We start from the raw sequence: 21,418 nt of genomic DNA, 5'->3' as shown, positions 1-21,418 counted from the left end.
TGATCCGGGAGCGGGGTGATCGGCAATCCGTAGACGTGGGTGCGCGACAGGAGAGGACGGCAGCTTCTGGGAGGCCGCGCGTCGACTCGGTGACCTCGGGCGAACGAGGGGTACGCGACGCAGCACTACGCGTCGGCTGAACCGTCGCCGCTGGGCAGGTGCTCGAGCGCGGTGAGGAAGTCGCGGAAGGCCCGGTCGGTGCGGGTGGTGTCGGCGGTGGCGTCGAGGTCCATGAGGAGACCGCGGATGACGGCGAGGACGAGCGTCGCCAGCTCCGGTCGGCCGATGCTGCGCAGGCCGTCCTCGAGCGGCCCGAGCCAGTCGGTCGTCGCGGTGCGCCGGAAGCCGGGCCACAACTGCTGCTCCGCGCTCTCACGCAGCTGACCGAACATCCGCAGGTACGGGCGCCCGTCCGGGCCGGTGATCGAGGTCCAGGCGCGTTCCAGAGTGGCGGTGTAGGGCTCGCCGGGGCGCGCCCGCAGGAGGTCGCCGAATGCGTCGAGCTGGCGTCGGCGCGCGTGTCCGAGGACGGCCCGCAACAGGGCGTCGCGGGTGCCGAAGTGATAGATCAGCATGCGGGCCGAGGTTCCGGTGGCGGTGGCCAGCGGTTCCAGCCGGTCGGGGAGGCCGTGCGCGAGGGCGTGATCAGCACAGGCGTCGAGCAGTCTGGTCTTGATGTCCGGCTGCGGTCGTCTGCCCATGAAGGCATCTTTTCCCGTAACGGCGACTACGTCTACCGTTGATCGAAAGGCGGTCGAGGCAGACGTGGAGGCAGCGATGAGGGTCGTGTTCGTGCATGGGGCGTGCGTGCGGGACGGGTCGTGGTGGTGGCGCCGCACCGCCGAGCTGCTGCAGGAGCGAGGGGTGCTCAGCGTGGCCCCGGCGCTGCCGAGCTGCGGCGAGGCGGGCCTGCCCGCGGGCGTCGGCGGTCCGGGGCTGCCCGAGGACGTCGCGGCGGTGCGGCAGACGCTGCTGGACAGCGACGAGCCGACCGTGGTGGTCGCCCACAGCTACGGCGGCATCGTCACCGCGGAAGCCGCCGCGGGCGTCGGGTCGGTACGCCACCTGCTGCTGGTCTCCAGCTACCTGCCCGAGGCCGGGCAGAGCCTGTCGGAGTTCGGGGACGGCGGCCCCGCCCCGTTCCTCGACGTCGACCCGGACACCGGCACCTTCGGGGTTCGCCCCGAGCTGCTCGTGGACACATTCCTGCAAGACTGCGACCCCGAGGTCCAAACGCAGGCAGTGGACCATCTCGCCCGGCAGAGCGTGCAGGTGACCGGGCAGCCCGTCGGGGCGGCCGCATGGCAGCAGACGCCCTCGACCTACCTCGTCTGCACCCAGGACCGGGGCACCCCGCCGCAGCTGCAGCGCGAGTTCGCCCGCCGGGCCGACAAGGTCGTCGAACTCGACGCCGGACACCACCCGTTCCTGTCCCGGCCCGCCGCAGTCCGGGACCTCCTGCTCAGCCTGTGACGACAGCCGCGGACGAGCCCGCACGCCAGAACTCACCCGGGCCGCCTCGATGTTGCCGCGCGCCTCCTCGTCGCTGACGAATGCGAACGCATGCCCAGAAGATCGTCGTGGTGTTGCTGAATCGGGCGAGACGTGTACGGGCGCTTCCTGCCGCGTTCAGTGGTCCTTGGGCGGGCCGAGTACGCGGTGCAGGCCCGGCTCGATGTGCGGGGCGCTGATCGAGCCGTACCCGAAGACGAAGCCTGGGCGCGCGGAGCGATTCGCGGCGACCTCCGCCAGCGTGTAGACCGCCACGCCGGATGACCTGGCCCGGCCGGCTCGGTCCGCGAGGGTGTCGGGGTCGGCGAGGTGGCCTCGGGTGAATGCGGTCACGTGCAGGCCCGCGGCGGACGGCACCAGCTCGGCCAGGTCCGCGAAGTGGTCGGTGAGCACACGGGTGATGGCCAGGTGCCGGGTCGCGTAGGTGTGCTGCATCCGGCGGATGTGCCGGGCGAGCAACCCGTCGTCGACGAAGCGGGCGAGCGCCGCCTGCGTGGGGACCGCTGTGTGCCAGTCGGCGGTGTACTTGGCGGTGCGCAATGCCATGCGCAGCGGGGCGGGCGCCACCAGGAAGCCGACGCGCAGGGAGGGCAGCATCACCTTGGAGAACGACCCCACATAGATGACGTGTCCGTCCCGGTCCAGACTCTGCAGCGTCTCGACCGGCCGCCCGCCGAACCGGAATTCGCTGTCGTAGTCGTCCTCGATCACCGCCGCGCCGTGCCGCCGCGCCCACCGCAGCAGCGCCGTTCTGCGCCGCAGCGACATCGGCATGCCGAGCGGGAACTGGTGGGCGGGGGTGACGTACACGGCGCGGGTGTCCGGCGGGATGGCGTCCACCAGCAGGCCCTCGGCGTCCACCGGTACGCCCGTGACTTCGGCGCCCTGCGCCAGGAACGGCAGCCGGGCCGGTGGGTAACCGGGCTCTTCTACGGCCACCCGGTCGCCCGGTTCGAGCAGCACCCGCCCGACGAGGTCCAGGGCCTGCTGCGTGCTGGTGGTCACCAGCACGTCCTCCGGGCCGGTCCGCACGCCGCGGGAGAGTCCGATGTGCCGGGCAAGCGCGGCCCGCAGCCCGGCGTGGCCGGCCGGGTCGCCGTATCCGACCGCCCCGGCCGCCGAGAGGCGCAGTTCCCGGGCGATCAGGGGACGCCAGGCGTCGTACGGGAAGAGCCGGGCGTCCGGCAGACCGACCCGGAAGTCGTGGTCCGCCGTGGTCGGTCCCGTGGTCTCCGGGGCCGCCCAGGGGGACAAGCGCGCCCACAGGGCGCGGGGGCGCAGTCCCGGGCCGGTGGTGTCGGTGGCGGGCGCGGCCTCGCGCGTGGGCAGGCCCGTCGTACGCACATAGGTCCCGGAGCCGACCCTGCTGTCCGCGTAGCCCTCGGCGACGAGCCGTTCGTAGGCGACGCCGACGGTGTTGCGGGCCACCGCGAGGCGGCGGCCCAACTCCCGGGTCGGGGGCAGCCGATCGCCGGTCCGTAGCAGCCCGTCGTGGATCGCGGTGCGCAACTGGCGGTAGATCTGGCCGGACAGGTCGTGTTGACCGTCGAGCCTGACGTGCACGTCCATCTCGGTTTTCCGTTTCCGGCTCGGCTGTTGTCGGCTTCGGCTCGGCAATTGGCTCAATCGATCAGCAGCTTATTGGCTCTGGAGCTGGACCGAAGTACGGTTCTACGCTCCGGCCATGGACATACGACGACTGGACAGCCAGGCGCTGTTGCTGACCGGGGAGATGGTCTCCCGGGTGAAGACCGACCACTTGAGTTTGGCGACGCCGTGCGCGGACTGGACCCTGTACGGCCTGCTCCGCCATCTGGTCAGCCAGAACGAGGGGTTCGCCGCCTCCGCCCGCGGCGCGGGTGAGCGGTGGGCCGTATGGAGCGACGGCGACCTCGGCGACGACCCGGCCGGAGCGTACGAGGCGTCGGCGGGGGAGGTCACCGCGGCGTTCGCGGACGACGAAGTGCTGGAGCGGCGGTTCGCGCTGCCGGAGGTGGGCGAGGGCTTCGCTGTCCCCGGGCGGACAGCGATCGGCTTCCATCTGCTCGACTACGTGGTTCACGCCTGGGACGTCGCGGTGACGATCGACGCCCCGTGGGAACCCGCCGCCGAACTCACCACCGCCGCGCTGTCCGTCGCCGCCCTGATCCCGGACGAGGGCCGCGGGGCAGGTGCCGCGTTCCGCCGGCGGATCGCCGTCCCGGACGAGGCCCCGCCGGGCGACCGGTTGCTCGCCCTGCTCGGCCGCGACCCGTCCTTGACGCCGGCGCCATGCTGAGGAGCCGCTGGCGTCAGGGCCCGGCCGGGGACTCGCTCGGCGACCGCTCCGCGGTGAATGGCGTCGACAGCGGCATGCGCGGTGGCCGCAGCGGCCCGCTGATCGTCAGCGTCACCGACTTCACCAGCGACGCATACCGCGCCTTGCCCGGCATCGCGCGTCGCGGATTCGAGCTGCAGCGCCGCTGGCCGCATCTCGACGGGGCGGTCGGCATGTGGCTGTGGGTCATGCCCTCGGCCCGGCGCTGCGGATCGGTCTCGGTATGGACCGGGCGGCAGGCCCTGGCGGAGTTCGTGCGCCTGCCGGAGCATATTGCGATCATGGACGAGTACCGCGGGCGAGGCACGATCAGGTCGATGGTCCGGAAGTACGAGAACTTCGACGCGGCACGGATCCGCCGGGACGCGGAGGCATGGCTGATGTCGGACGATCGCCGCCGTGCCGCGCGGGGGGCGGCACGGCAGAGCGGCTGACAACGCCTGCGCAGCTCAAGAGCCAGGCACATCCTGTATGAGCATTCCGCCCAGGCCGAGGCCGCCGAAGGCTTCGACGAGAACGCCTCGGCCGCCTCGACCTGGACGCGTGCCATCGCATGACGGCCGGACGGTGGCTGTCATGCGGTGAGGTCAGGTGGCGAGGAGACCGCCGTCGATGTGGAGGTCGTGGGCGTTGATGGCGGTGTTGCGGAGCAGGAAGTCGGTGGCGTCGGCGATTTCGGCCATGGTGACCAGCCGCCCGATCGGTGTCTGGGCGGAGTGGGGCGGGTCGGGGACGTCCCGCCATTTGGGGCTGTCGCCGATCAGGCCCGGGTGCAGGGCGTTGACGCGATGCGGGGCGATTTCCACCGCGAGCGTCCTGACCAGGCCGGTGATGCCGGCGTTGAACGTGGAGACGATGGTCGAGCCGGGGTAGGGGCGCTCCTTGGCGAGTCCGCCGAACAGGACGACGGAGGCATCCGGAGTGAACCGGTCGTGCAGCACGCGGACGGTTTCCGCGTAGCCGACGAGTTTCATGGTCACGGCGGAGACGGCGTCCGTGATGTTGAACTGCGCCAGTGTGTTCGCCGCTTGGCCGACCGCGGTGATCACGAGGCGGTCGACATGGGTGATGTCCGCGAGCGAGGCGCTGATCGTCTCGGGTCGGGCGAGGTCGAGGGCCAGCCCGCGGGTGCGGCCGCCGATCCGGGCGGCTATGTTCTCGGCTCGTGCCTTGTCCCTGCTGGTGACGATGACGTCGTCGCCGCGGCTCGCAAAGTGCTCGGCGATGACGCTGCCCAGCCCGCCGCTGCCGCCGACGATGAGTGTGCTGGTCATGCAGTGACCGTCCTTCCGTGTTCGGTGGCCTTCAGGCTGCTGAGAGTGGCTCGGGCCTGCTCGCGCATGGCCGGGACGAGGTGCAGGGCGGCTTGCGGCAAGTTCGCCGTGACGGCCGCGAGCTCGGCGTAGGCTCCGTCCCTCGTAGTTAATATCCACATGGATACTAAGGTAGCAGTGGCGGTCGGTACCGCGCCGCGGAGCCGTAGGGTGATCACATGAAGGAGGTGCCGTGAACGACGCAGAGACGGCTGACGAGCCGCCGCGCAGGCGCCGTCGGGATCCCGAGGGACACCGGGCGGCCATCATCGAGGCGGCCCGCCACACCTTCGCCGAGCGCGGCTACGCCCGTACGACGGTGCGCGAGATCGCGCGCCGGGCCGGAGTCACGCACGGCCTGATCACGCGTCACTTCGTTTCCAAGGAACGGCTCTTCCTCGCAGCGGTGCCGGGCAACCGCGACCTCGAACGCGTCGCGGCCGGCGACCCGAAGACGCTGCCCGACCGGATCGCCCACGCCTTCGTGCAGCGCCTGGAGAGCGACGCCGTCAACGATCCGCTGATCATCCTCGTGCGCAGTGCCGCATCCGACGAACACGCCGCCGCCCACCTCCTGGTCGCGATGCAGGAGCACAGCGCCGCCGTATACCGGTCCGTCCTCGCACCCGGTGCACCCACGACACCCGACGACGACCTGGACGCGCGCGTGGCGCTGGTAGGGGCGCAGATGATCGGGGTGGCGTTCAGCCGGTACATCGCGCGGACCGAACCCCTCGCCTCGATGCCGCCCGACCAACTCGCCGAGCACCTCACCCGGATACTGCGGCAGATCCTCTTCGGCTGACCGTCGCGATGAGGGCGCCACCGGTGCCTGAACTCACACAGCCGGAAGGCGTGAAGGCATGGGCGAGAGGGCCTTGATGGAGCTGATCCGCTCCTCGGCCGGCGCCCCCCGCCTACGAAGCCGCTCAGGAACTGGCAGCGAGGATCGCCGACCTACTCGGCTGGGAGGTGGTTGGCTGCGAGAGCGACGAGGTCCTGTACGCCGGGCCGGCTGTAGCCGTTCCGGCGAGGTGCGGCGTCGAATGTCCGGCGTGCGCGACGCCGGAGGGCCCGCAGCACCTGACTGATGCCCAAGTGGAAAGCGGGAGCCCTGCGGTGCGGGCGCGCGGCCCGGTGCCCGCGTCGCGGGTCTCTAGACGTCGAGCCAGACCGCGTGATCCGTCGCCAGCGAACCGTCCTCGACATCGGCGCTGCCGAGGAGGACGGAGGAGCCGTCGGGGAGTGGGTACGGGGCGGCGGAGAGGTTGACCACGCAGACGAAGCCGGGGTCGCGGCGGAAGGCGAGGACGCCGGGTGGCGCGTCCAGCCAGGTCATGGTGCCGTCGCCGAGGGCGGGGTGTGCGCGGCGCAGGCGCAGGGCGGTGCGGTACAGCTCCAGCATGGACGCCGGGTCGCCGGTCTGTGCCTCGACGGTGAACCCGGTCCAGTCGGAAGGCTGGGGCAGCCAGGGCGTGGCGGTGGCGTCGTCGGGGCTGAAGCCGAACGGCGGGTGCTGCCCGGACCAGGGGATCGGCACCCGGCAGCCGTCGCGGCCGCTGTCGGTGTGTCCGGAGCGCTCCCAGATGGGGTCCTGGAGGACCTCCGCGGGCAGGTCCTCGGCCTCGGGAAGGCCGAGTTCCTCGCCCTGGTAGATGTAGGCGCCGCCGGGGAGAGCGAGGGTGAGGAGAGCGGCGGCGCGGGCTCGGCGCATGCCCAGGTCGAGGTCGAGGGGGCCGCCGGGGGTGTAGCGCGCGCCGGCGGTCCAGCCTTCGGCGGTGTTGCGGCCGTAGCGGCTGGGGTGGCGCGTGACGTCGTGGTTGGAGAGCACCCAGGTGGCGGGTGCGCCGACGGCGCCGAGCATGGCGAGGGAGTCGTCGATGACCCCGCGCAGTTCCTCCGGGTCCCAACTCGCCTTGAGGTAGTCGAAGTTGAAGGCGGTGTGCAGGGCGTCCTCGCGGACGTAGGCGGCCAGGCGCTCCGGGGTGTCCGCCCACGCCTCGGCGACGAAGCACCGGTCGCCGTCGAACTCGTCGGCGACCTTGCGCCAGGCGCGGTAGATGTCGTGCACCTCGTCGCGGTCCCAGTGCGGGTGGTCGATGTGTCGGCGCGGTTCCCCGTCCGCCGCGTCCAACCGGGCGGGGGCATCGGGCAGTTCGGGGTGCTTGACGAGGCCGTGGGCGACGTCGATACGGAAGCCGTCCACGCCCCGGCCGAACCAGAACCGCAGGATGTCCTCGAACTCGGCGTGCACGTCGGGGTGTTCCCAGTTGAGGTCCGGCTGCTGCGGGGCGAACAGGTGCAGATACCAGTCGCCGTCGGGCAGCCGGGTCCAGGCCGGGCCGCCGAACTCGGAGACCCAGTTGTTGGGCGGCAACGCGCCGCCCTCGCCCCGCCCGGCCCGGAAGACGTACCGCTCCCGCTCCGGGCTGCCGGGGCCCGCCGCCAAAGCCGCCTGGAACCAGACGTGTTGGTCGGACGTGTGGTTCGGGACGAGGTCGGGGACGACACGGATCCCGTGCCAGTGCGCCTCCGCGATGAGCTGTTCGGCATCGGCCACGGTGCCGAACAGCTCATCGATCGCACGGTAGTCGGCCACGTCGTAACCGTGGTCGGCCATCGGCGACTTGTACCAGGGGTTGATCCAAATGGCGTCCACGCCGAGCGACTTGAGATACGGCAGCCGGGAGCGGATACCGGCGATGTCGCCGACGCCGTCGCCGTCACCGTCGGCGAAGCTGCGGATGTAGACCTGGTAGATGACGGCGCTGCGCCACCACGGTGAGGTGTCGGGAAGGGACATGCGGTTGGTCGCTCCTTGGAGGCGGGGGAGTGGGGTGGTCCTTCAGGCTGCCCTTCAGGCTGCTGTCAGCAGCAGCCCGCCAGCGTGTTGGCACTGGGCCCGGCCACCGGCGTCAGGCCGTAGAAGACGCGCGGTGCGCCGTCGAGCGTGAGGGTCACCTTGCCCTGGGCGGGCGGCAGTTGGCGGCTGCGGCCGATGGCGTCCACCTCGCGCACGGCACTGCCCGCCGTGGCCTTGAGGACGGTCTTGGTCGGCCAGGGGTCGACCCAGACCTCGGGGGCGGGGAAGTGCCAGTCGGTGCGGGTGCCGGAGGTGTTCAGCAGGTAGCCGTCGGCCCGGTTCCACAGGACGACCGCCGGGCCGTCGGGTGTGTCGAACCACAGGCCGAAGGTCCGCGGGTCCGGGAAGGTCAAGTGGCCCTGGAACGTGGCCTGGTCGAGTGTGCGGGCCGCGTTCGCGTACGCCAGGAGCGACGGCTTCGGGCTGAGGTCGCGGTTCATCAGCCCGTAGTGGTACTCGACGTTGTCCGGATCGGCGATCTGCGGCATGCCCAGCACGCTGTCGTGGAACTGGTACCAGCACACGCAGGTGACGCCTTCGGACTTCGCCAGTGCCAGAGTCAGCAGGACGTTCTCGGCGGCGTGCCGGTAGGTGTCGTGCCACCAACTGTTCGGCTTGGTCGGCGCGTAGGCCTCGGTCAGCCAGATCTCCTTCTCGCCGTGCTGCGCCATCAGCGCCTTCAGCTGCTTCAGGCCGCCGTAGAAGTTCCAGTACGTGCCCGCCGAGCCGGTGCTCCAGTCGTCGCCCGGCGGGATGTAGTCGGGAGTGAAGTTGCCGCGCCCGGGGTGGTAGGCGAACGCGTCGATCAGGTCCCACCCGCCGGCGGCGATGAAGTTCTCCACCCAGGGCTTGTCCATCCCGGCGAGACCGTTGTTCATCAGCTTGACGGTGTCGCCGGTCACGGCCCGCCGGTCGAAGACCGGGCGCAGCGCCTTGTCCAGGTAGGCCTGGGCGGCCGTTCCGGTGTTGAACGGCCGGTTCAGTTCGTTGCCGACCTCGAAGTACCCGGCCCCGGCCCCCTGCGCCACGGCCAGTTTGTCGGCCGCCCAGGTTGCCGCGTCCGTGTCGGTCGCGTCCAGGGACGGCTGCAACTCGATGTTGTGACGCATGCCCCGCGCGTCGAACGCCGAGGGCGGCAGGCCCGGGCCGCCGTCGTAGGCGATACGGACCAGGGAGATGCCCGCCCGCTGCCAGAGGTCGAGCAGGGCGTCGGCGCTCGGCCGTTGCAGCCACGGGTAGTTGGCGATCCCGAACATGCTGTCCGCGCCCGCCTGGTAGGTGAACGGCGGAAGGGTCGCGAGGTTGGTCCGGGCGAAGGCCTCGTCGTCCCCGGACCGTACGACGACCTCGGCGAACGCGATGCCGGCGGTGGGCGCGGCGACGGTGAAGGTGTGCTGCCAGGTGCCCGCCGCGTCAATGCTGCCGGACACGGTGGTCGCGGCCAGCTGGGCGCCGTCGAAGTCCCTTACGGACAGCTCCAGTTCGGCCGTACGCGCGGCACCGCCGTTGGCGACGAGGGCGGTGAGTTGCATGGGCTCGCCAGGGCTGTCGTACAGGTTGAAGTCGCGGTCGGTCGTCAGCTCCAGGCCGAGTTCGACGCCGCGGCCGATGGTAGCCGTGGCCGACGGTCTGGTCGCGGAGAAGAAGAAGTCGGCGCTGCTGGTCCAGCCGCCGGCCGGGTCGGTTGTTCCCGGTGCGTGGATCCAGGTGGTGTTCGTCCAGGCCTGGCGTGAGCGGTCGAGCAGGAACAGGCCGTGCAGGCTGCCCCAGGTCGAGGTGTGGGCGACACCGGCGGGCTCCTCGTGGGGGATGCCGCCGCCGGTGTCCCGTACCCATTCGGTGATCGCGATGTAGTCGTCGGGCGCGGTCGGCGCCTGGATCGCCCGGCTGAACAGGAAGCCGTCCGGCAGCAGAGTGTCCGCTCCCGTGATCCGCCACTCCAACCGGGCATGCCCGGTGGTGACGCTGAACCAGCCGGTCACGGTGGTCGGCCCGGCGGCCGCGTCGAAGGTGTAGTCCATCCGGATCGCCGGTGTCCCGTCCGGCAGGGCGGCCAGTGCGGGGGTGCCGCCGGTCGACAGATGGATGCCGGTGAGCTGGTCCTTGATCTGGAACTTCGACCCGGCGCTGCGGGTGACGCCGGCCGCGTCGCGGATGGCGAGCCGGCCGCCGATGCTCGCCAGCAGGCTGATCCCGCCGGCGGTGAGGGTGACGTCGCCGGCCGCGGCGTGGGCCGTCACGGCGGTGGGCTCGGCGATCAGTACGACACCGGCCGCGAGCGCCGCGCCGAGAAGTCGGCGACGGCTGAGACGGGCGCCATCGGTATCGCGACGGCTGAGACGGGCGCCTTCGGCATGGGGAGTGGTCATCGTCTGCTCCTGTCTGGCCGAGAACCGTCGTGATAATGCCTATCATCAACGGCGTGACACGGACGGTCTCAACCGGACAGGCCGTTGGTCAAGAGGTATTGCGCTCTTGTTTCCGGCGGTTTAACGTCTCCAACGTCCGGTGAAGTTACGCATTATCAACGGAGGATCGATGCCATCGAAGCCGCGCCGGGTCACCCAGCGCGAGATCGCCGAGATCGCGGGGGTCAGCCAGACCACCGTCTCGCTGGTGCTGAACGACCGTGACGGCACCAACGTGCGCATCCCGGAGGAGACCCGGGCGCGGGTCAAGCGGGCGCTTGAGGAGGCGACCTACGTCGCCGATCCGGCGGCCCGTCGGCTGGCCGGTCTGGACAACCAGATCATCGGCGTCTTCACCTACGAGGAAGCCCTGTCGCCGGAGAGCCTCGACTTCTACGGCCCGCTGCTGAACGGCATCGAACGCGCCGCCGAGGAGATCGGCTGGGACCTGCTGCTCTTCACGTCCTCGCCGGTCGAGAACGGCACCCGCAGCCTGTTCCACCGCAAGACCCGGCTGCGCCTCACCGACGGCTGCGTCCTGCTCGGCCAGCAGATGGTCGGCTCCGAGCTGGAACGGCTGGTCGCCGAGCAGTTCCCGTTCGTCGCGGTCGGCCGCCGGGACGAGACGACCGCGGCCGTGCCGTACGTCGGCGTCGACTACGTCACTCCGGCGAACGCCCTGATCGACCTGGCCGCGGACAGCGGGCACCGCCAGGCCCTGTACGTGCACCGCGGCCGGGACACCGCCACCGCGCGGGACCGGCGCGGCGCGGTCGAGGCCGCCTCGGCGGCGGGCCGCATGGCGTTCATGCTGGTGGGGGAGGAGCGCGTCGCCGACCTGCCCAGGCTGGCCAGGGCCACGGAGGCCACGCTGATCATCGCCGAGGACGCCTTCCTCACCGAGGACGTCATCCTCGCGCTCGTCGGAGCCGGGGTGGACGTGCCCGGCGAGATCTCGGTCGCCGCGTTCGGTGAGGTCCGCGGTCATCGCACCGACGGACGGGCGCTGACGGGCTTCCGCGTGCCCCGCAAACAGGTCGCCGCCGAAGCACTCGAACTGCTCCGGCAGCTCATCACCACCGACCCGGGGGAGTGGGCCGGGCTCGACACCCAGCGGCTGCTGGTCGCCGAGGTCGAAGCGGGCGACACCATCGCCGCCCGGCCGGCAGGCCGGTCGTGAACAGGATCGCCACAGAGGTGGCGGTCATAGGCGGCGGACTCGGCTCGGTGGCAGCAGCTCTGGCGCTGCTCCAGCGCGGGCACCGGGTCGTGCTGACCGAGGAGTACCCGTGGCTGGGCGGCCAGTTGACGTCACAGGCGGTGCCGCCGGACGAGCACATCTGGGTCGAGCAGTTCGGCGTGACCGCCCGCTACCGGAACCTGCGGGAGAACATCCGCCGCTACTACCGCGACCACTACCCGCTCTCGGACGCGGCCCGCGCCGACCGCGAACTCAACCCGGGACGCGGCCGGGTGAGCCGACTGTGCCATGAACCGCGGGTGGCGCTCGCGGTGATCGAGGCCCTTCTCGCCCCGTACCGGTCGAGCGGCCGGCTGACCGTCCTGCAGCCCGCGGTCCCGGTCGCGGCCGACACCGTGGACGGCGTGGTCCGCACGGTCACGGTCGCGGATCCGCGGACCGGCGCGCAGAGCGTGATCACGGCGGAGTTCGTGCTGGACGGCACCGAGACAGGCGACCTGCTGCCGCTGACCGGCACCGAGTACGTCGTCGGCGCCGAGGCCCGGTCCGACACCGGTGAGCCGAGCGCCCCCGAGGTCGCCGACCCGGCCAACGTGCAGTCGATCGCGTGGTGCTTCGTCTTCGACCACGCGCCCGGCGACCACACGATCCCGCGCCCCGACGACTACGACGACTGGCGCGCGTTCGAACTGCCCTACTGGGGCGCCCCGATGCTGTCGTTCACCGCACCCAACCCGCGCACTCTGGCCCCCGAGCAGCGCACCATGATCGTCAATCCGGAACGGGACGTCTCCGGCGATCCCCGCTTCGACGCCGGCGACCAGGACCTGTGGCAGTTCCGCCGGATCGCCGCCCGCCAGACCTTCACCGACGGCCTGTACGACAGCGACATCGTGCTCGCCAACTGGCCCCAGCTGGACTACGTAGGCGGCTCGATCATCGACACCGACGAGCGGGACCTGCACCTGGCGGCGGCGAAGGCGCAGTCCCGGGCCTACGTCCACTGGCTCCAGACCGAAGCGCCCCGCCCCGACGGCGGCCGAGGCTGGCCGGGCCTGCGACTGCGCGGGGACCTGGTCGGAACCGACGACGGCTTCGCGCAGGCCCCGTACATCCGCGAATCCCGCCGCATCAAGGCGCTGACGACCGTCCGTGAGCAGGACATCTCGGTGAAGGCCCGAGGATCCGACGGGCCCGCCCGCTTCGACGCCTCCGTCGGGGTCGGGATGTACCGGATCGACCTGCACCCCTCGACCGGCGGCGACAACTACATCGACGTCGAGTCCGCGCCGTTCGAGATCCCGCTGGGCGCGCTGATCCCGGTGCGGACCCAGAACCTGATCCCCGCCGCCAAGAACATCGGCACCACCCACATCACCAACGGCGCCTACCGACTCCACCCGGTCGAGTGGAACGTCGGCGAGTCCGCGGGCGAACTCGCCGCGTTCTGCCTCGACCGCGGACTGAGCCCGCGGCAGGTCGCCGCCGAACCCGCACTCGTCGAGCAGCTCCAACGCCGCCTGGCCGAGGCCGGCGTCGAACTCCACTGGCCCGAGGTCGTCGGCTACTGAGGCGGACGGGCACCAGCACATGACCGGACTGGCACCCGCATCTGACCCGCTGGCATCAGCATCTGACCGGCCGGCACCCGCACCTGACCGGACTGGACCGGCACGAGCACTGAGCCGGACCGGCACCCGTACATGAAAGGAACCCACCCATGACCAGAACCGGAACCGGAACCGGAACCAGAAAGGTGCTGAGCGCTGTCGCACTGACGACGGTCCTCGCACTCAGCGCAGCCTGCGCCGGGCCGGCGGCCGACACCTCGGACAAGCCGGCAGAGCTGCGGATGACGGTCTGGACCTCGGACAAGGACCAGCTGAAGCTGTTCGACAGCATCGCCGCCGCCTACCGGGCCGACCACCCCGACGTCTCGAAGATCACCTTCGAGAGTCTCCCGTTCGCCGACTACAACACGACGCTCACCACCCAGATCGCCGGCGGCAACGCCCCGGACCTCGCCTGGATGGGCGACCTGTCACGCGACCTCATCGCCTCCGACGCGCTCCTCGGCCTCACCGACAAGCTCAAGGCCACCCCCGGCTGGAAGTACGACGACCTGCTCGACAGCGTGACATCCGAGTTCAGCCACGACGGCACGCTGTACGCCTACCCGTTCTCCAACTCGCCGTACGCCCTCTACGTGAACACCGACCTGTTGGCCGAGGCCGGACAGAAGATCGACCCGGCCACCCTGACCTGGGACCAGGTCGCGGCGGCCGGAGCGGCCGTGCACGCCAAGACCGGCAAGGCCGGTTTCGTCGTCCGCGACTTCGACTACAAGGCGTGGAACACGCTGGCCACCGTGTGGACCGGCTGGGGCGCGTCGGCGTGGAGCGCGGACGGCAAGACCTGCACCTTCGACAGCCCCGAGATGCAGAAGGCGTTCACCTTCCTGCACGACGCGGCGTTCAAGACCCAGGCGATGCCAGGGCCTGGCACCAGCGCCGACTTCTTCGCCGGCGACGCCGCCTTCACCGTCGCGCAGGTGTCCCGCGCCTCGTTGCTGACCGGCTCGTTCAAGTTCGGGCTGTACCCGCTGCCCGCGGGCCCCCAGGGCAAGTACTCCGTCCTCGGCCAGGCCGGGATGGGCGTACTGGCCTCCAGCAAGCACCCGGAGCAGGCGGCGGACTTCCTCGCCTACCTGACCAACCCCGAGAATGCCGCCAAACTGGCCCAGTACTTCCCGCCGCCCCGCAAGTCGCTGCTGACCGGGGACAAGCTCGCCGCGAACAACAAGGTCCTGAACGCCGCCCAACTCCAGGACGCGGTGGTCGACCAGCTGCCGGACGCGGTCACGCTGCCCAACCACACCAGCCCGGCGGAGATCGCCCAGAAGGGCAAGACGGCACTCGACGCGATGTGGCGCGCTGACGCCGACATCCCGGCCGTCCTGAAGTCGGTCTGCGCCGCGATCAAGCCGATTCTGGCCAAGTGAACGGGACACGGGCCGCCGAGCGGGCGGTGGTGAAGTCCGCAGCCGAGACCGCGCACGCATCGGGGTCGGCGGGGCCGGTGGGTCCGGCGGGTCGGGCCTTCTGGACGTCCCGCCGACGGGACGTACTGACCGGCTACCTGTTCATCCTGCCGCAGCTCGTCGGGGTGGCGGTGTTCGTCCTGCTGCCGGTCGGCATGGCGATCTGGTACAGCCTGAACGACTGGAACGTCTTCACCGGCAAGCAGACCTTCGTCGGCGGCGAGAACTACGCGGCGCTGGCCGACGACCCGCAACTGCCCAAGGTGCTGCTGGCGACCGTGCTCTTCTCCGGCGGGGTCGTGGTCGTCAACATCACCCTCGGTCTCCTCATCGCCGTCCTCCTCAACCGGAAGTTCCGCGGCGTCACGGTGTTCCGGACGCTGTTCTTCTCCCCGGTGGTGGTCTCCGTGGTCGCGTGGACCCTGGTCTGGGGCTTCCTCCTCCAGGACAACGGCGGCATCAACGGCCTGCTGGGCACCCTCGGGATCGACGGACCGAACTGGCTTCAGAAGGGCGACACCGCGATGGTGTCGGTGATCCTCACCCAGGTGGTTCGCAGCGTCGGGATCAACATGGTGCTGTTCCTGGCCGCCCTCCAGGGCGTACCGCGGGAGCTGTACGAGGCCGCCCGCATCGACGGTGCGAACAGTCGCACGGTCTTCACCCGGATCACGTTGCCGATGATCTCCCCGACGGTGCTGCTGACCGCCATCGTCACCGTCGCCGGGGCGCTGCAGTCCTTCGCCCAGATCGCCGTCCTGACTGGCGGCGGACCGGGCCTGTCCACCACGGTCCTCGTCTACTACGTGTTCCAGCAGGCCTTCGAGTTCAACGACATCGGCTACGGCTCGACGCTGGCCCTGATGCTGCTGTCCTTCGTCATGCTGCTCACCTTGCTGCAATGGCAGCTGCGCCGTAAGTGGGTGTTCTATGAGGACTGACCGAGTCCGGCCGGCCCTGCTGGTGATCGCGCTCAGCGTGCTGGCGATCCCGTTCGTGGTGCCTACGATCTGGATGGTCGCCGCGTCGGTCAAACCACTGGCGGAGATCTTCCAGGCCCCGCCGTCGCTGTGGACCGACTCACCGACCCTGTCCGCGTACCGCGAGGCGTTCACCTTCCAGCCCTTCGCCCGGCAGTACTTCAACAGCGTCTACATCGCCGTCCTGGTCACCCTCATCACTCTCCTGGTGTCCAGTCTGGCCGGGTACGCCTTCGCCCGGATCCGCTTCCCCGGCGCGAACGCGCTGTTCCTGGTGGTGCTGACCGGGATGCTGGTACCGAGCGAAGTGACGATCGTGCCCCTGTTCCAGCTGTTCAAATCGGCGGGCCTGATCAACACGCACTGGCCGCTGATCCTGGTGACCGCGCTGGCCGGACCATGCGTACTGGCGACGTTCATCATGCGGCAGTTCTTCATCGCCCTCCCCGTCGAACTGGAGGAGGCCGGCCGCCTCGACGGCCTCGGCCGCCCCGCGATCTGGTGGCGGATCTGCCTGCCGCTGGCCAGACCGGCCCTGTCGGCGGTGGCGATCCTGACGTTCCTCGCCTCCTGGAACCTCTACCTGGAACCCACGGTGTACCTCACGTCACCGGAGCTGTTCACCCTGCCGCAGGCCCTGACCCGCTTCGCCGACTCCTACGGCGGCCCGATGTGGAACACCCAACTCGCCGCCGCCACCATGACGGTCCTCCCGATGCTGATCGTCTTCGTCCTGGCCCAGCGCCACTTCATCGAAGGGCTGTCCCACTCCGGCCTCAAATGAACGCCGGGCCGCCTCCCGCCTCCCGCCTCCCGCCTCCCGCCGAGAAGCCCGAACCCTCGGCACGCCGGGCACCCACCAGATGCCGCACCGCGACGTGCTCCGGTCGGCTGCGGTGTCCGCGCCGGAGGCAGCCCTGCGGGCCAACGGCCGCACGTCCACGGTGCGTCGACTGCTGACGGCGCAGGCGTCGAGAACGGGCCGACGCGCGAGGCGAGGCTTTTGGCGCCTGCTCCGGATGCGGCCATGCCATGACGGTGTTGGTGGATCCTGGGTTCGTTGCGCGCGACTGTCAGCCGTGGTTGGCTCGCCCGATGAACCTTCTGTTGACGGCCAGTGGCCTGCGCAACGAGACGCTGGTGGATGCGCTGCGGGACATGCTGGGCAAGCCGTTCGGGTCGGCGAACGTCGTGTTCGTTCCCACGGCATCAGTCGCCGAGCCCGGGGACCACGGGTGGTTCGTCGCGGACATGAACCGGCTGCACGGCCTCGGCTGGCGGGAGTTCGACGTCCTGGAACTGAACGGCCTGCCCCGGCAGATGGTGCTCGACCGGCTGCTCCACGCCGACGTCGTCTATGTCGAGGGCGGCAACCACTACCACCTCGCGCGCAGCATCACCGGCAACGGCCTGACCGACGGCTTCCTGGAGGCGCTGGAGAGCCGGGTCTATGTGGGGGTGAGCGCCGGATCAATGATCTTCAGCCGTAATCTCACCGAGCACTCCGCTGACGTCATCGGGGACACCCCGGACCTCCACGTGCTCGGCGCGACGACCGTGGAGCCGCCGTTCGGCTTCTTCGACTGGTATCTCAAGCCCCACCTGTACTCACCGGATTTTCCTGAGCGCGACGACGCCTGGGCCGATCGCATCGCTGCGCGGGCGGACTTCCCGATCTACTTCATCGACGACGAGACGGCCGTTCAAGTCAGGGACGGCAAGGTGGATGTCATTTCTGAAGGCCGGTGGCGGTTCCATCCGTGAATCGACGCGTGGTGGGGTGGGGAACCCTGGGCGGGGCAGTGCGGTGCCCAGGGGCACGCTGATGCGGAGCTGCCGGGGTGAGCACCTGCGTCAGGCGGCTTGAGCAAGGTAGTAGGGGCGGGCTGACGTCGCGCCGTTCGGCAGGCGGGTCGTGCGGCGCGCGCAGCGAAGGACAGCACAAGCCACTCGACCTGCGTGCCCGTCGTCATGTCACGGTCGGTCCCGTGCTGCCGAGTATCGAGTCGCTAGGCTCGGAGGCATGACTCTTCAGCGGATGGACAACGTCGCCATCGTCGTCGACGATCTGGACGCGGCTGTCGCCTTCTTCGCCGAGCTCGGCATGGAGCTGGAAGGCAAGGCGCAGATCGAAGGCCTCTATGCGGACCGCACCGTCGGACTCGACGGCGTCCGGAGCGAGATCGCGATGATGCGGACCCCGGACGGCCACAGCAAGCTGGAGCTGACCAAGTACCACGCCCCCGCGCTGTCGGACGCCGAGCCGCGGAACCCTCCGCCCAACACGCTGGGCCTGCATCGCGTCATGTTCGCCGTCGACGACATCGACGACACCGTCGCCCGCCTGCGTGCCCACGGCACCGAACTCCTCGGCGAGGTGGCGCAGTACGAGAACGCCTTCCGGCTCTGCAACCTCCGCGGCCCCGCAGGCATCATCGTCGCCCTGGCCGAACAGATCGGCTGACGCGGGCCTGCCGCGCTCCCTTCTCCACCGGCGATGGTCCAGAAGGCCGGCTGCTGCTGTGGGCAACCCGGCGCCGGTGTCGATCACCTGTGCGGGTCATGGTGTGTCAGCCGCTGTCACCCTGGTCGTCGGCGGCTCGATGGCCCGCTCCTGGGACCTCGTCGCCCCCGCTCTGTCCGCCGGCCTCGTGACCGGGGGCTGGACACCGGACGCCCCGCGTGCCGACGCGGATTCACCGCCTCCCGGAGCTCGTGAGATGAAGCCTGCCGGCCCCGAGGGACTCGCCGCGCTGGTGGGCGCGGCCCGCGCGGCGGTGGCGTGAGACCGACGAAGGGGAGGCACCGGCCTTGGACGCCTGGTTCTCGTTTCTCCTCGGCAGAGAGGCTCGAAGTTTTCGTGGCCATTACTACGGCGACCCGAAGAAGACCTGCTGCAGCAGATAGACGTTGATCCCGGAGATGAGCAGGGCTGCCCCCCATCCCATGAACGTCGTCACCGGGCGGTTCACCAGATCGCCCATCAGATCCCTGCGGCGGCTGATCAGAACCAGGGGGATCAGTGCGAAGGGGATCCCGAACGAGAGCACCACCTGCGACATCAGCAGCACGGTGTCCGGTGACACCCCGAGCGCGAGGACGACCAGCGCGGGTGCCATGGTGACGGCCCGCCGGAGGAACAGCGGGATCCGTATGCGCAGGAAGCCCTCCATGATGACCTGCCCGGAATAGGTGCCCACACCCGAGGAGGAGAGGCCGGACGCCAGGAGCGCGGCGGCGAAGGCGAGCGCGGCGCCGCCTCCGACGATCCGGGCGAAGCCCTCGTGGGCGCCGGCCAGACTGCCGTCGAAGTCCCCGGCGGCTCCGTGGAAGACGGCGGCCGCGACGCACAGCATGGAGAGGTTGATCAGCCCGGCCAGGCTCAGACCCAGCGTGGTGTCGACGCGCAGGGTCCGCAGGGCGCGCCTGCGTTCGGCCGGCCCTTCCGGCCGCTGCCGCTGCGCGGTCAGAGCCGAGTGCAGGTAGATGACGTGAGGCATGACCGTCGCACCGATGATGCCGATGGCCAGGACGATCGAGTCGGTGCCGTGGAAGGCAGGCCGCATCCCCGAGGCCAGCCCCGACGGGGACTGACCGCCGGCGGCGACGACGGTGTATGCGAAGCCCATGGCGATGACCGCGAGCAGAAAGACGATCGCCAGCTCGAACGGGCGGTATCCGCGCCGTTGGAGGGCCAGGATCGCGAAGCTCGCCACGGCGGTGATCAGTGCGGCGGGCAGCATGGGGATGCCGAAGAGCAGGTAGAGGCCGATGGCAGCGCCCACGAACTCCGCGAGGTCGGTGGCCATGGCCACGACCTCGGCCTGCGCCCAGAGCCCCACGACGACCGGGCGGCGGAAGCTGTCCCGGCACAGTGTGGGCAGGTCGCGGCCGGTGGCCAGACCCGTCTTGGCTGACAGGTACTGGATGAACATCGCGACCGCACAGGCCGAGACGAGGACCCAGACGAGCAGGTAGCCGTGCCGGGCTCCCGCCTGGAAGTTGGTGGCGAAGTTGCCGGGATCGACGTAGGCGACAGCGGCGACGAAGGCGGGGCCGTAGAAGGCGAGCCGACGACGCCTGACGGTTCTGCGGAGGACGGGGGCCGGTGCGAGGGCCGGGGCTGCTGCGGAGGTACCGGTGCTCATCAGGGCTCCTGCGAGTCGGGGAAGGTGAAGGGCACGTCCACCGGCGTCGACCACAGCATTGCGTCGGACGGTGTGTGCGTATGATTGTCATACAAGAATGCCGGGCGTGGCAATGCGCGGAGAGAAGACCCTTGTTGAGCGACCCGGGCCGTTCAGTCCCGCGCGGTGCCGGGCTCGGGGGTGCCCAGGGCGGCCAGCGCCTGGAAGCCCGCCTCGTAGGAGCGGGTCACATGGACGGAGCAGGCCTGGGCGGCTCGTTCGGCGTCGCGGTCGGCCAGGGCCTCGTAGATGGCGCGCAGCTCGCCTCCGGCGGCCCGCCCGCGGCCCGGCGAGCGCAGTGAGGCACACATCAGTACGACGATCCGCGCCCGCAGTTTGACCAGGGCGTCCAGGGTGACCATCACCCCGGCGGCGCGCAGCAGCAGGCCGTAGAAGTTGTCCCTGGCCTGCATGAGGGCCGAGGGGTCCGGCGGGAGTTCCGCCAGCTCCTCGAAAACGAGGAGGGTGCCGTGCAGTGCCCGCAGCTGAGAGTCGGAGGCCTGTGCGACGAAGCGGCGTACCGTGACCGCCTCCAGGGCGCGCCGGACCTCGTCGATCTCGGCGGCCTCCTCCGGAGAGGGCACGCACACGATGCAGCCCTCGTTCAGGGGGGTCAACCAGCCCTGCTCGGAGAGGTCACGAAGGGCCTGGCGCGCCGCGTTCCGCGAGACGCCGGTGCGCAGCATGACAAGGTTCACGTCGAGAGGCTGTCCGGGCGTCAGCCGCGACCAGCAGATGTCCTCGCGCACCGTCCGCAGGACGCGCTCCCTCGAGTCGGCCATCACCGCGGCCGACTCCAGGCGAGAGTGGGGCTTCCTTGCCCCTGAGCCTTCGTGCTCCACGGCAGCGAGGCTACGGCCAGCTCGTCATACAATCAATGCCTCGTGTGGCGTGATTTCGAAGGATCCGCGACCACCTCGACCCGTTCCAGCAGGCGGGTGCGCAGCATACGCCGAAGCCGCACGATCGAGTCCTCGTTGAGGTGGTGCAGGGGATCGTCGTACGTGGTGAACTCGATCCTCGCACCCAGCGAGGCCAGGGCACCCGCCGTCTGCTCGGCGCGGGCGAGCGGGACGAACTCGTCCTCCTCCGCGCACAGCAGCACGATCTCTGTGCCGGGCAGGCCGCCTTCCGGCGCCGGGGACCACGGCTTGGCCTCCGGCCCCAGGTGCCCCCCGGTGTGCAGGAACGCGCCGGCGCAGGACGGCTGGTCCCGCAGCAGGTACTCGGAGAGCAGACAGGCGCCCTGCGAGAAGCCGAACAGGACCACGTCACGGGACGCCCAGCCCGCACGGGCGAGGTCGGAGAGGTGGGTCCGGACCGTGTCGAGCGCGTGGTCCAGGCGTGGCTGGTTGTCCTCCGGGGGCGCCATGAAGGCCCGCGGGTACCAGGTGTCGTCCTCGGCCCCGGGGATCACCCAGGTCACACCGGGGAGGCCCACACGCTCGTACTGCTCGACCATGAAGCCCGGACCCTGGCCCCGTCCGTGCACCGCGTAGACCACGAGCCCGGCGTCGGCGAGGGGCGCGCCGCGCAGCAGCGGGGGACGAGCCAGGTGCGGGTTACCCGGCGTGGTGGTGAAGCATGTCGTGGTCAT

General features: G+C 70.5%; 20 protein-coding genes. 12 read left to right on the top strand and 8 right to left on the bottom strand.

The annotated features are described in order from the left end of the window. Window positions 1-125: 125 nt before the first annotated feature. The gene (locus ACWD4O_RS37265; RefSeq protein WP_451286960.1) at window positions 126-701 is read right to left on the bottom strand and encodes a TetR/AcrR family transcriptional regulator; all 576 of its coding nucleotides are present in this window, start codon (window positions 699-701) and stop codon (window positions 126-128) included. Window positions 702-777: 76 nt separating this feature from the next. Here ACWD4O_RS37265 and ACWD4O_RS37260 point away from each other — a divergent pair, with 76 nt between their 5' ends. Beyond that, the gene (locus ACWD4O_RS37260) at window positions 778-1,473 is read left to right on the top strand and encodes an alpha/beta fold hydrolase (protein WP_451286958.1); all 696 of its coding nucleotides are present in this window, start codon (window positions 778-780) and stop codon (window positions 1,471-1,473) included. A 156-nt stretch (window positions 1,474-1,629) separates the two neighbouring features. On the opposite strand, the gene pdxR is transcribed toward ACWD4O_RS37260, so the two are convergent. Continuing rightward, a complete protein-coding gene (gene pdxR / locus ACWD4O_RS37255; RefSeq protein WP_451286956.1) occupies window positions 1,630-3,081 on the bottom strand; it encodes a MocR-like pyridoxine biosynthesis transcription factor PdxR in 1,452 nt (483 codons plus the stop codon). Between the two features lie 115 nt (window positions 3,082-3,196). On the opposite strand from pdxR, the gene ACWD4O_RS37250 reads away from it, so the two are divergent. Both ACWD4O_RS37250 and ACWD4O_RS37245 read left to right on the top strand, forming a co-directional pair. Beyond that, window positions 3,197-3,790, top strand: coding sequence for a TIGR03086 family metal-binding protein (locus ACWD4O_RS37250; RefSeq protein ID WP_451286954.1), 594 nt, complete (start codon window positions 3,197-3,199; stop codon window positions 3,788-3,790). Then, window positions 3,784-4,263, top strand: a complete 480-nt coding sequence (locus ACWD4O_RS37245; protein ID WP_451286952.1) for a hypothetical protein — start codon at window positions 3,784-3,786, stop codon at window positions 4,261-4,263. The genes ACWD4O_RS37250 and ACWD4O_RS37245 overlap by 7 nt, the downstream gene beginning before the upstream one ends. A gap of 153 nt (window positions 4,264-4,416) precedes the next feature. On the opposite strand, the gene ACWD4O_RS37240 is transcribed toward ACWD4O_RS37245, so the two are convergent. After that, the gene (locus ACWD4O_RS37240) at window positions 4,417-5,103 is read right to left on the bottom strand and encodes an SDR family oxidoreductase (protein ID WP_451286950.1); all 687 of its coding nucleotides are present in this window, start codon (window positions 5,101-5,103) and stop codon (window positions 4,417-4,419) included. Between the two features lie 232 nt (window positions 5,104-5,335). Here ACWD4O_RS37240 and ACWD4O_RS37235 point away from each other — a divergent pair, with 232 nt between their 5' ends. Continuing rightward, window positions 5,336-5,947 carry a TetR/AcrR family transcriptional regulator gene (locus tag ACWD4O_RS37235; protein ID WP_451286948.1) on the top strand — a complete coding sequence of 204 codons (612 nt, stop codon included), beginning with the start codon at window positions 5,336-5,338 and terminating at the stop codon, window positions 5,945-5,947. A gap of 351 nt (window positions 5,948-6,298) precedes the next feature. On the opposite strand, the gene ACWD4O_RS37230 is transcribed toward ACWD4O_RS37235, so the two are convergent. Together ACWD4O_RS37230 and ACWD4O_RS37225 are read right to left on the bottom strand one after the other, a co-directional pair. Next, complete coding sequence (locus tag ACWD4O_RS37230) at window positions 6,299-7,945, bottom strand: glycoside hydrolase family 13 protein (RefSeq protein ID WP_451286946.1); 1,647 nt, start codon at window positions 7,943-7,945, stop codon at window positions 6,299-6,301. Window positions 7,946-8,010: 65 nt separating this feature from the next. After that, window positions 8,011-10,374: a hypothetical protein gene (locus tag ACWD4O_RS37225; protein ID WP_451286944.1), complete on the bottom strand. Its 2,364-nt coding sequence runs from the start codon at window positions 10,372-10,374 to the stop codon at window positions 8,011-8,013. A 169-nt stretch (window positions 10,375-10,543) separates the two neighbouring features. On the opposite strand from ACWD4O_RS37225, the gene ACWD4O_RS37220 reads away from it, so the two are divergent. From ACWD4O_RS37220 to ACWD4O_RS37185, 8 genes are all read left to right on the top strand, one after another. Further along, window positions 10,544-11,593, top strand: a complete 1,050-nt coding sequence (locus ACWD4O_RS37220; protein WP_451286942.1) for a LacI family DNA-binding transcriptional regulator — start codon at window positions 10,544-10,546, stop codon at window positions 11,591-11,593. Window positions 11,594-11,610: 17 nt separating this feature from the next. Beyond that, complete coding sequence (locus ACWD4O_RS37215; protein ID WP_451286940.1) at window positions 11,611-13,185, top strand: FAD-dependent oxidoreductase; 1,575 nt, start codon at window positions 11,611-11,613, stop codon at window positions 13,183-13,185. A gap of 149 nt (window positions 13,186-13,334) precedes the next feature. Further along, window positions 13,335-14,615 carry an ABC transporter substrate-binding protein gene (locus ACWD4O_RS37210; protein ID WP_451286938.1) on the top strand — a complete coding sequence of 427 codons (1,281 nt, stop codon included), beginning with the start codon at window positions 13,335-13,337 and terminating at the stop codon, window positions 14,613-14,615. Further along, complete coding sequence (locus tag ACWD4O_RS37205; protein WP_451286937.1) at window positions 14,612-15,595, top strand: carbohydrate ABC transporter permease; 984 nt, start codon at window positions 14,612-14,614, stop codon at window positions 15,593-15,595. The genes ACWD4O_RS37210 and ACWD4O_RS37205 overlap by 4 nt, the downstream gene beginning before the upstream one ends. Then, complete coding sequence (locus ACWD4O_RS37200; protein ID WP_451286935.1) at window positions 15,585-16,418, top strand: carbohydrate ABC transporter permease; 834 nt, start codon at window positions 15,585-15,587, stop codon at window positions 16,416-16,418. Before ACWD4O_RS37205 ends, ACWD4O_RS37200 begins: the two co-directional genes overlap by 11 nt. 311 nt (window positions 16,419-16,729) lie before the next feature. Continuing rightward, a complete protein-coding gene (locus ACWD4O_RS37195) occupies window positions 16,730-17,398 on the top strand; it encodes a Type 1 glutamine amidotransferase-like domain-containing protein (protein ID WP_451287036.1) in 669 nt (222 codons plus the stop codon). Window positions 17,399-17,657: 259 nt separating this feature from the next. Next, on the top strand, window positions 17,658-18,098 hold the full coding sequence (locus tag ACWD4O_RS37190) for a VOC family protein (RefSeq protein ID WP_451286933.1): 441 nt from the start codon (window positions 17,658-17,660) through the stop codon (window positions 18,096-18,098). Window positions 18,099-18,201: 103 nt separating this feature from the next. Beyond that, a complete protein-coding gene (locus ACWD4O_RS37185; protein ID WP_451286931.1) occupies window positions 18,202-18,420 on the top strand; it encodes a hypothetical protein in 219 nt (72 codons plus the stop codon). An 84-nt stretch (window positions 18,421-18,504) separates the two neighbouring features. Here the strand turns inward: ACWD4O_RS37185 and ACWD4O_RS37180 are convergent, their stop codons facing one another. From ACWD4O_RS37180 to ACWD4O_RS37170, 3 genes are all read right to left on the bottom strand, one after another. Continuing rightward, window positions 18,505-19,782 carry an Nramp family divalent metal transporter gene (locus ACWD4O_RS37180; RefSeq protein ID WP_451286929.1) on the bottom strand — a complete coding sequence of 426 codons (1,278 nt, stop codon included), beginning with the start codon at window positions 19,780-19,782 and terminating at the stop codon, window positions 18,505-18,507. A 152-nt stretch (window positions 19,783-19,934) separates the two neighbouring features. Further along, a complete protein-coding gene (locus tag ACWD4O_RS37175) occupies window positions 19,935-20,603 on the bottom strand; it encodes a GntR family transcriptional regulator (RefSeq protein WP_451286927.1) in 669 nt (222 codons plus the stop codon). A gap of 92 nt (window positions 20,604-20,695) precedes the next feature. Beyond that, entirely contained in the window at window positions 20,696-21,418 is a 723-nt protein-coding gene (locus ACWD4O_RS37170) for an alpha/beta hydrolase (RefSeq protein ID WP_451286925.1), read from the bottom strand.

This window comes from Streptomyces sp. NPDC002623 (genome assembly GCF_053592635.1).
The sequence above is the reverse complement of the archived record's forward strand: the minus strand, read 5'-3'. Positions and strand labels throughout refer to the sequence as shown.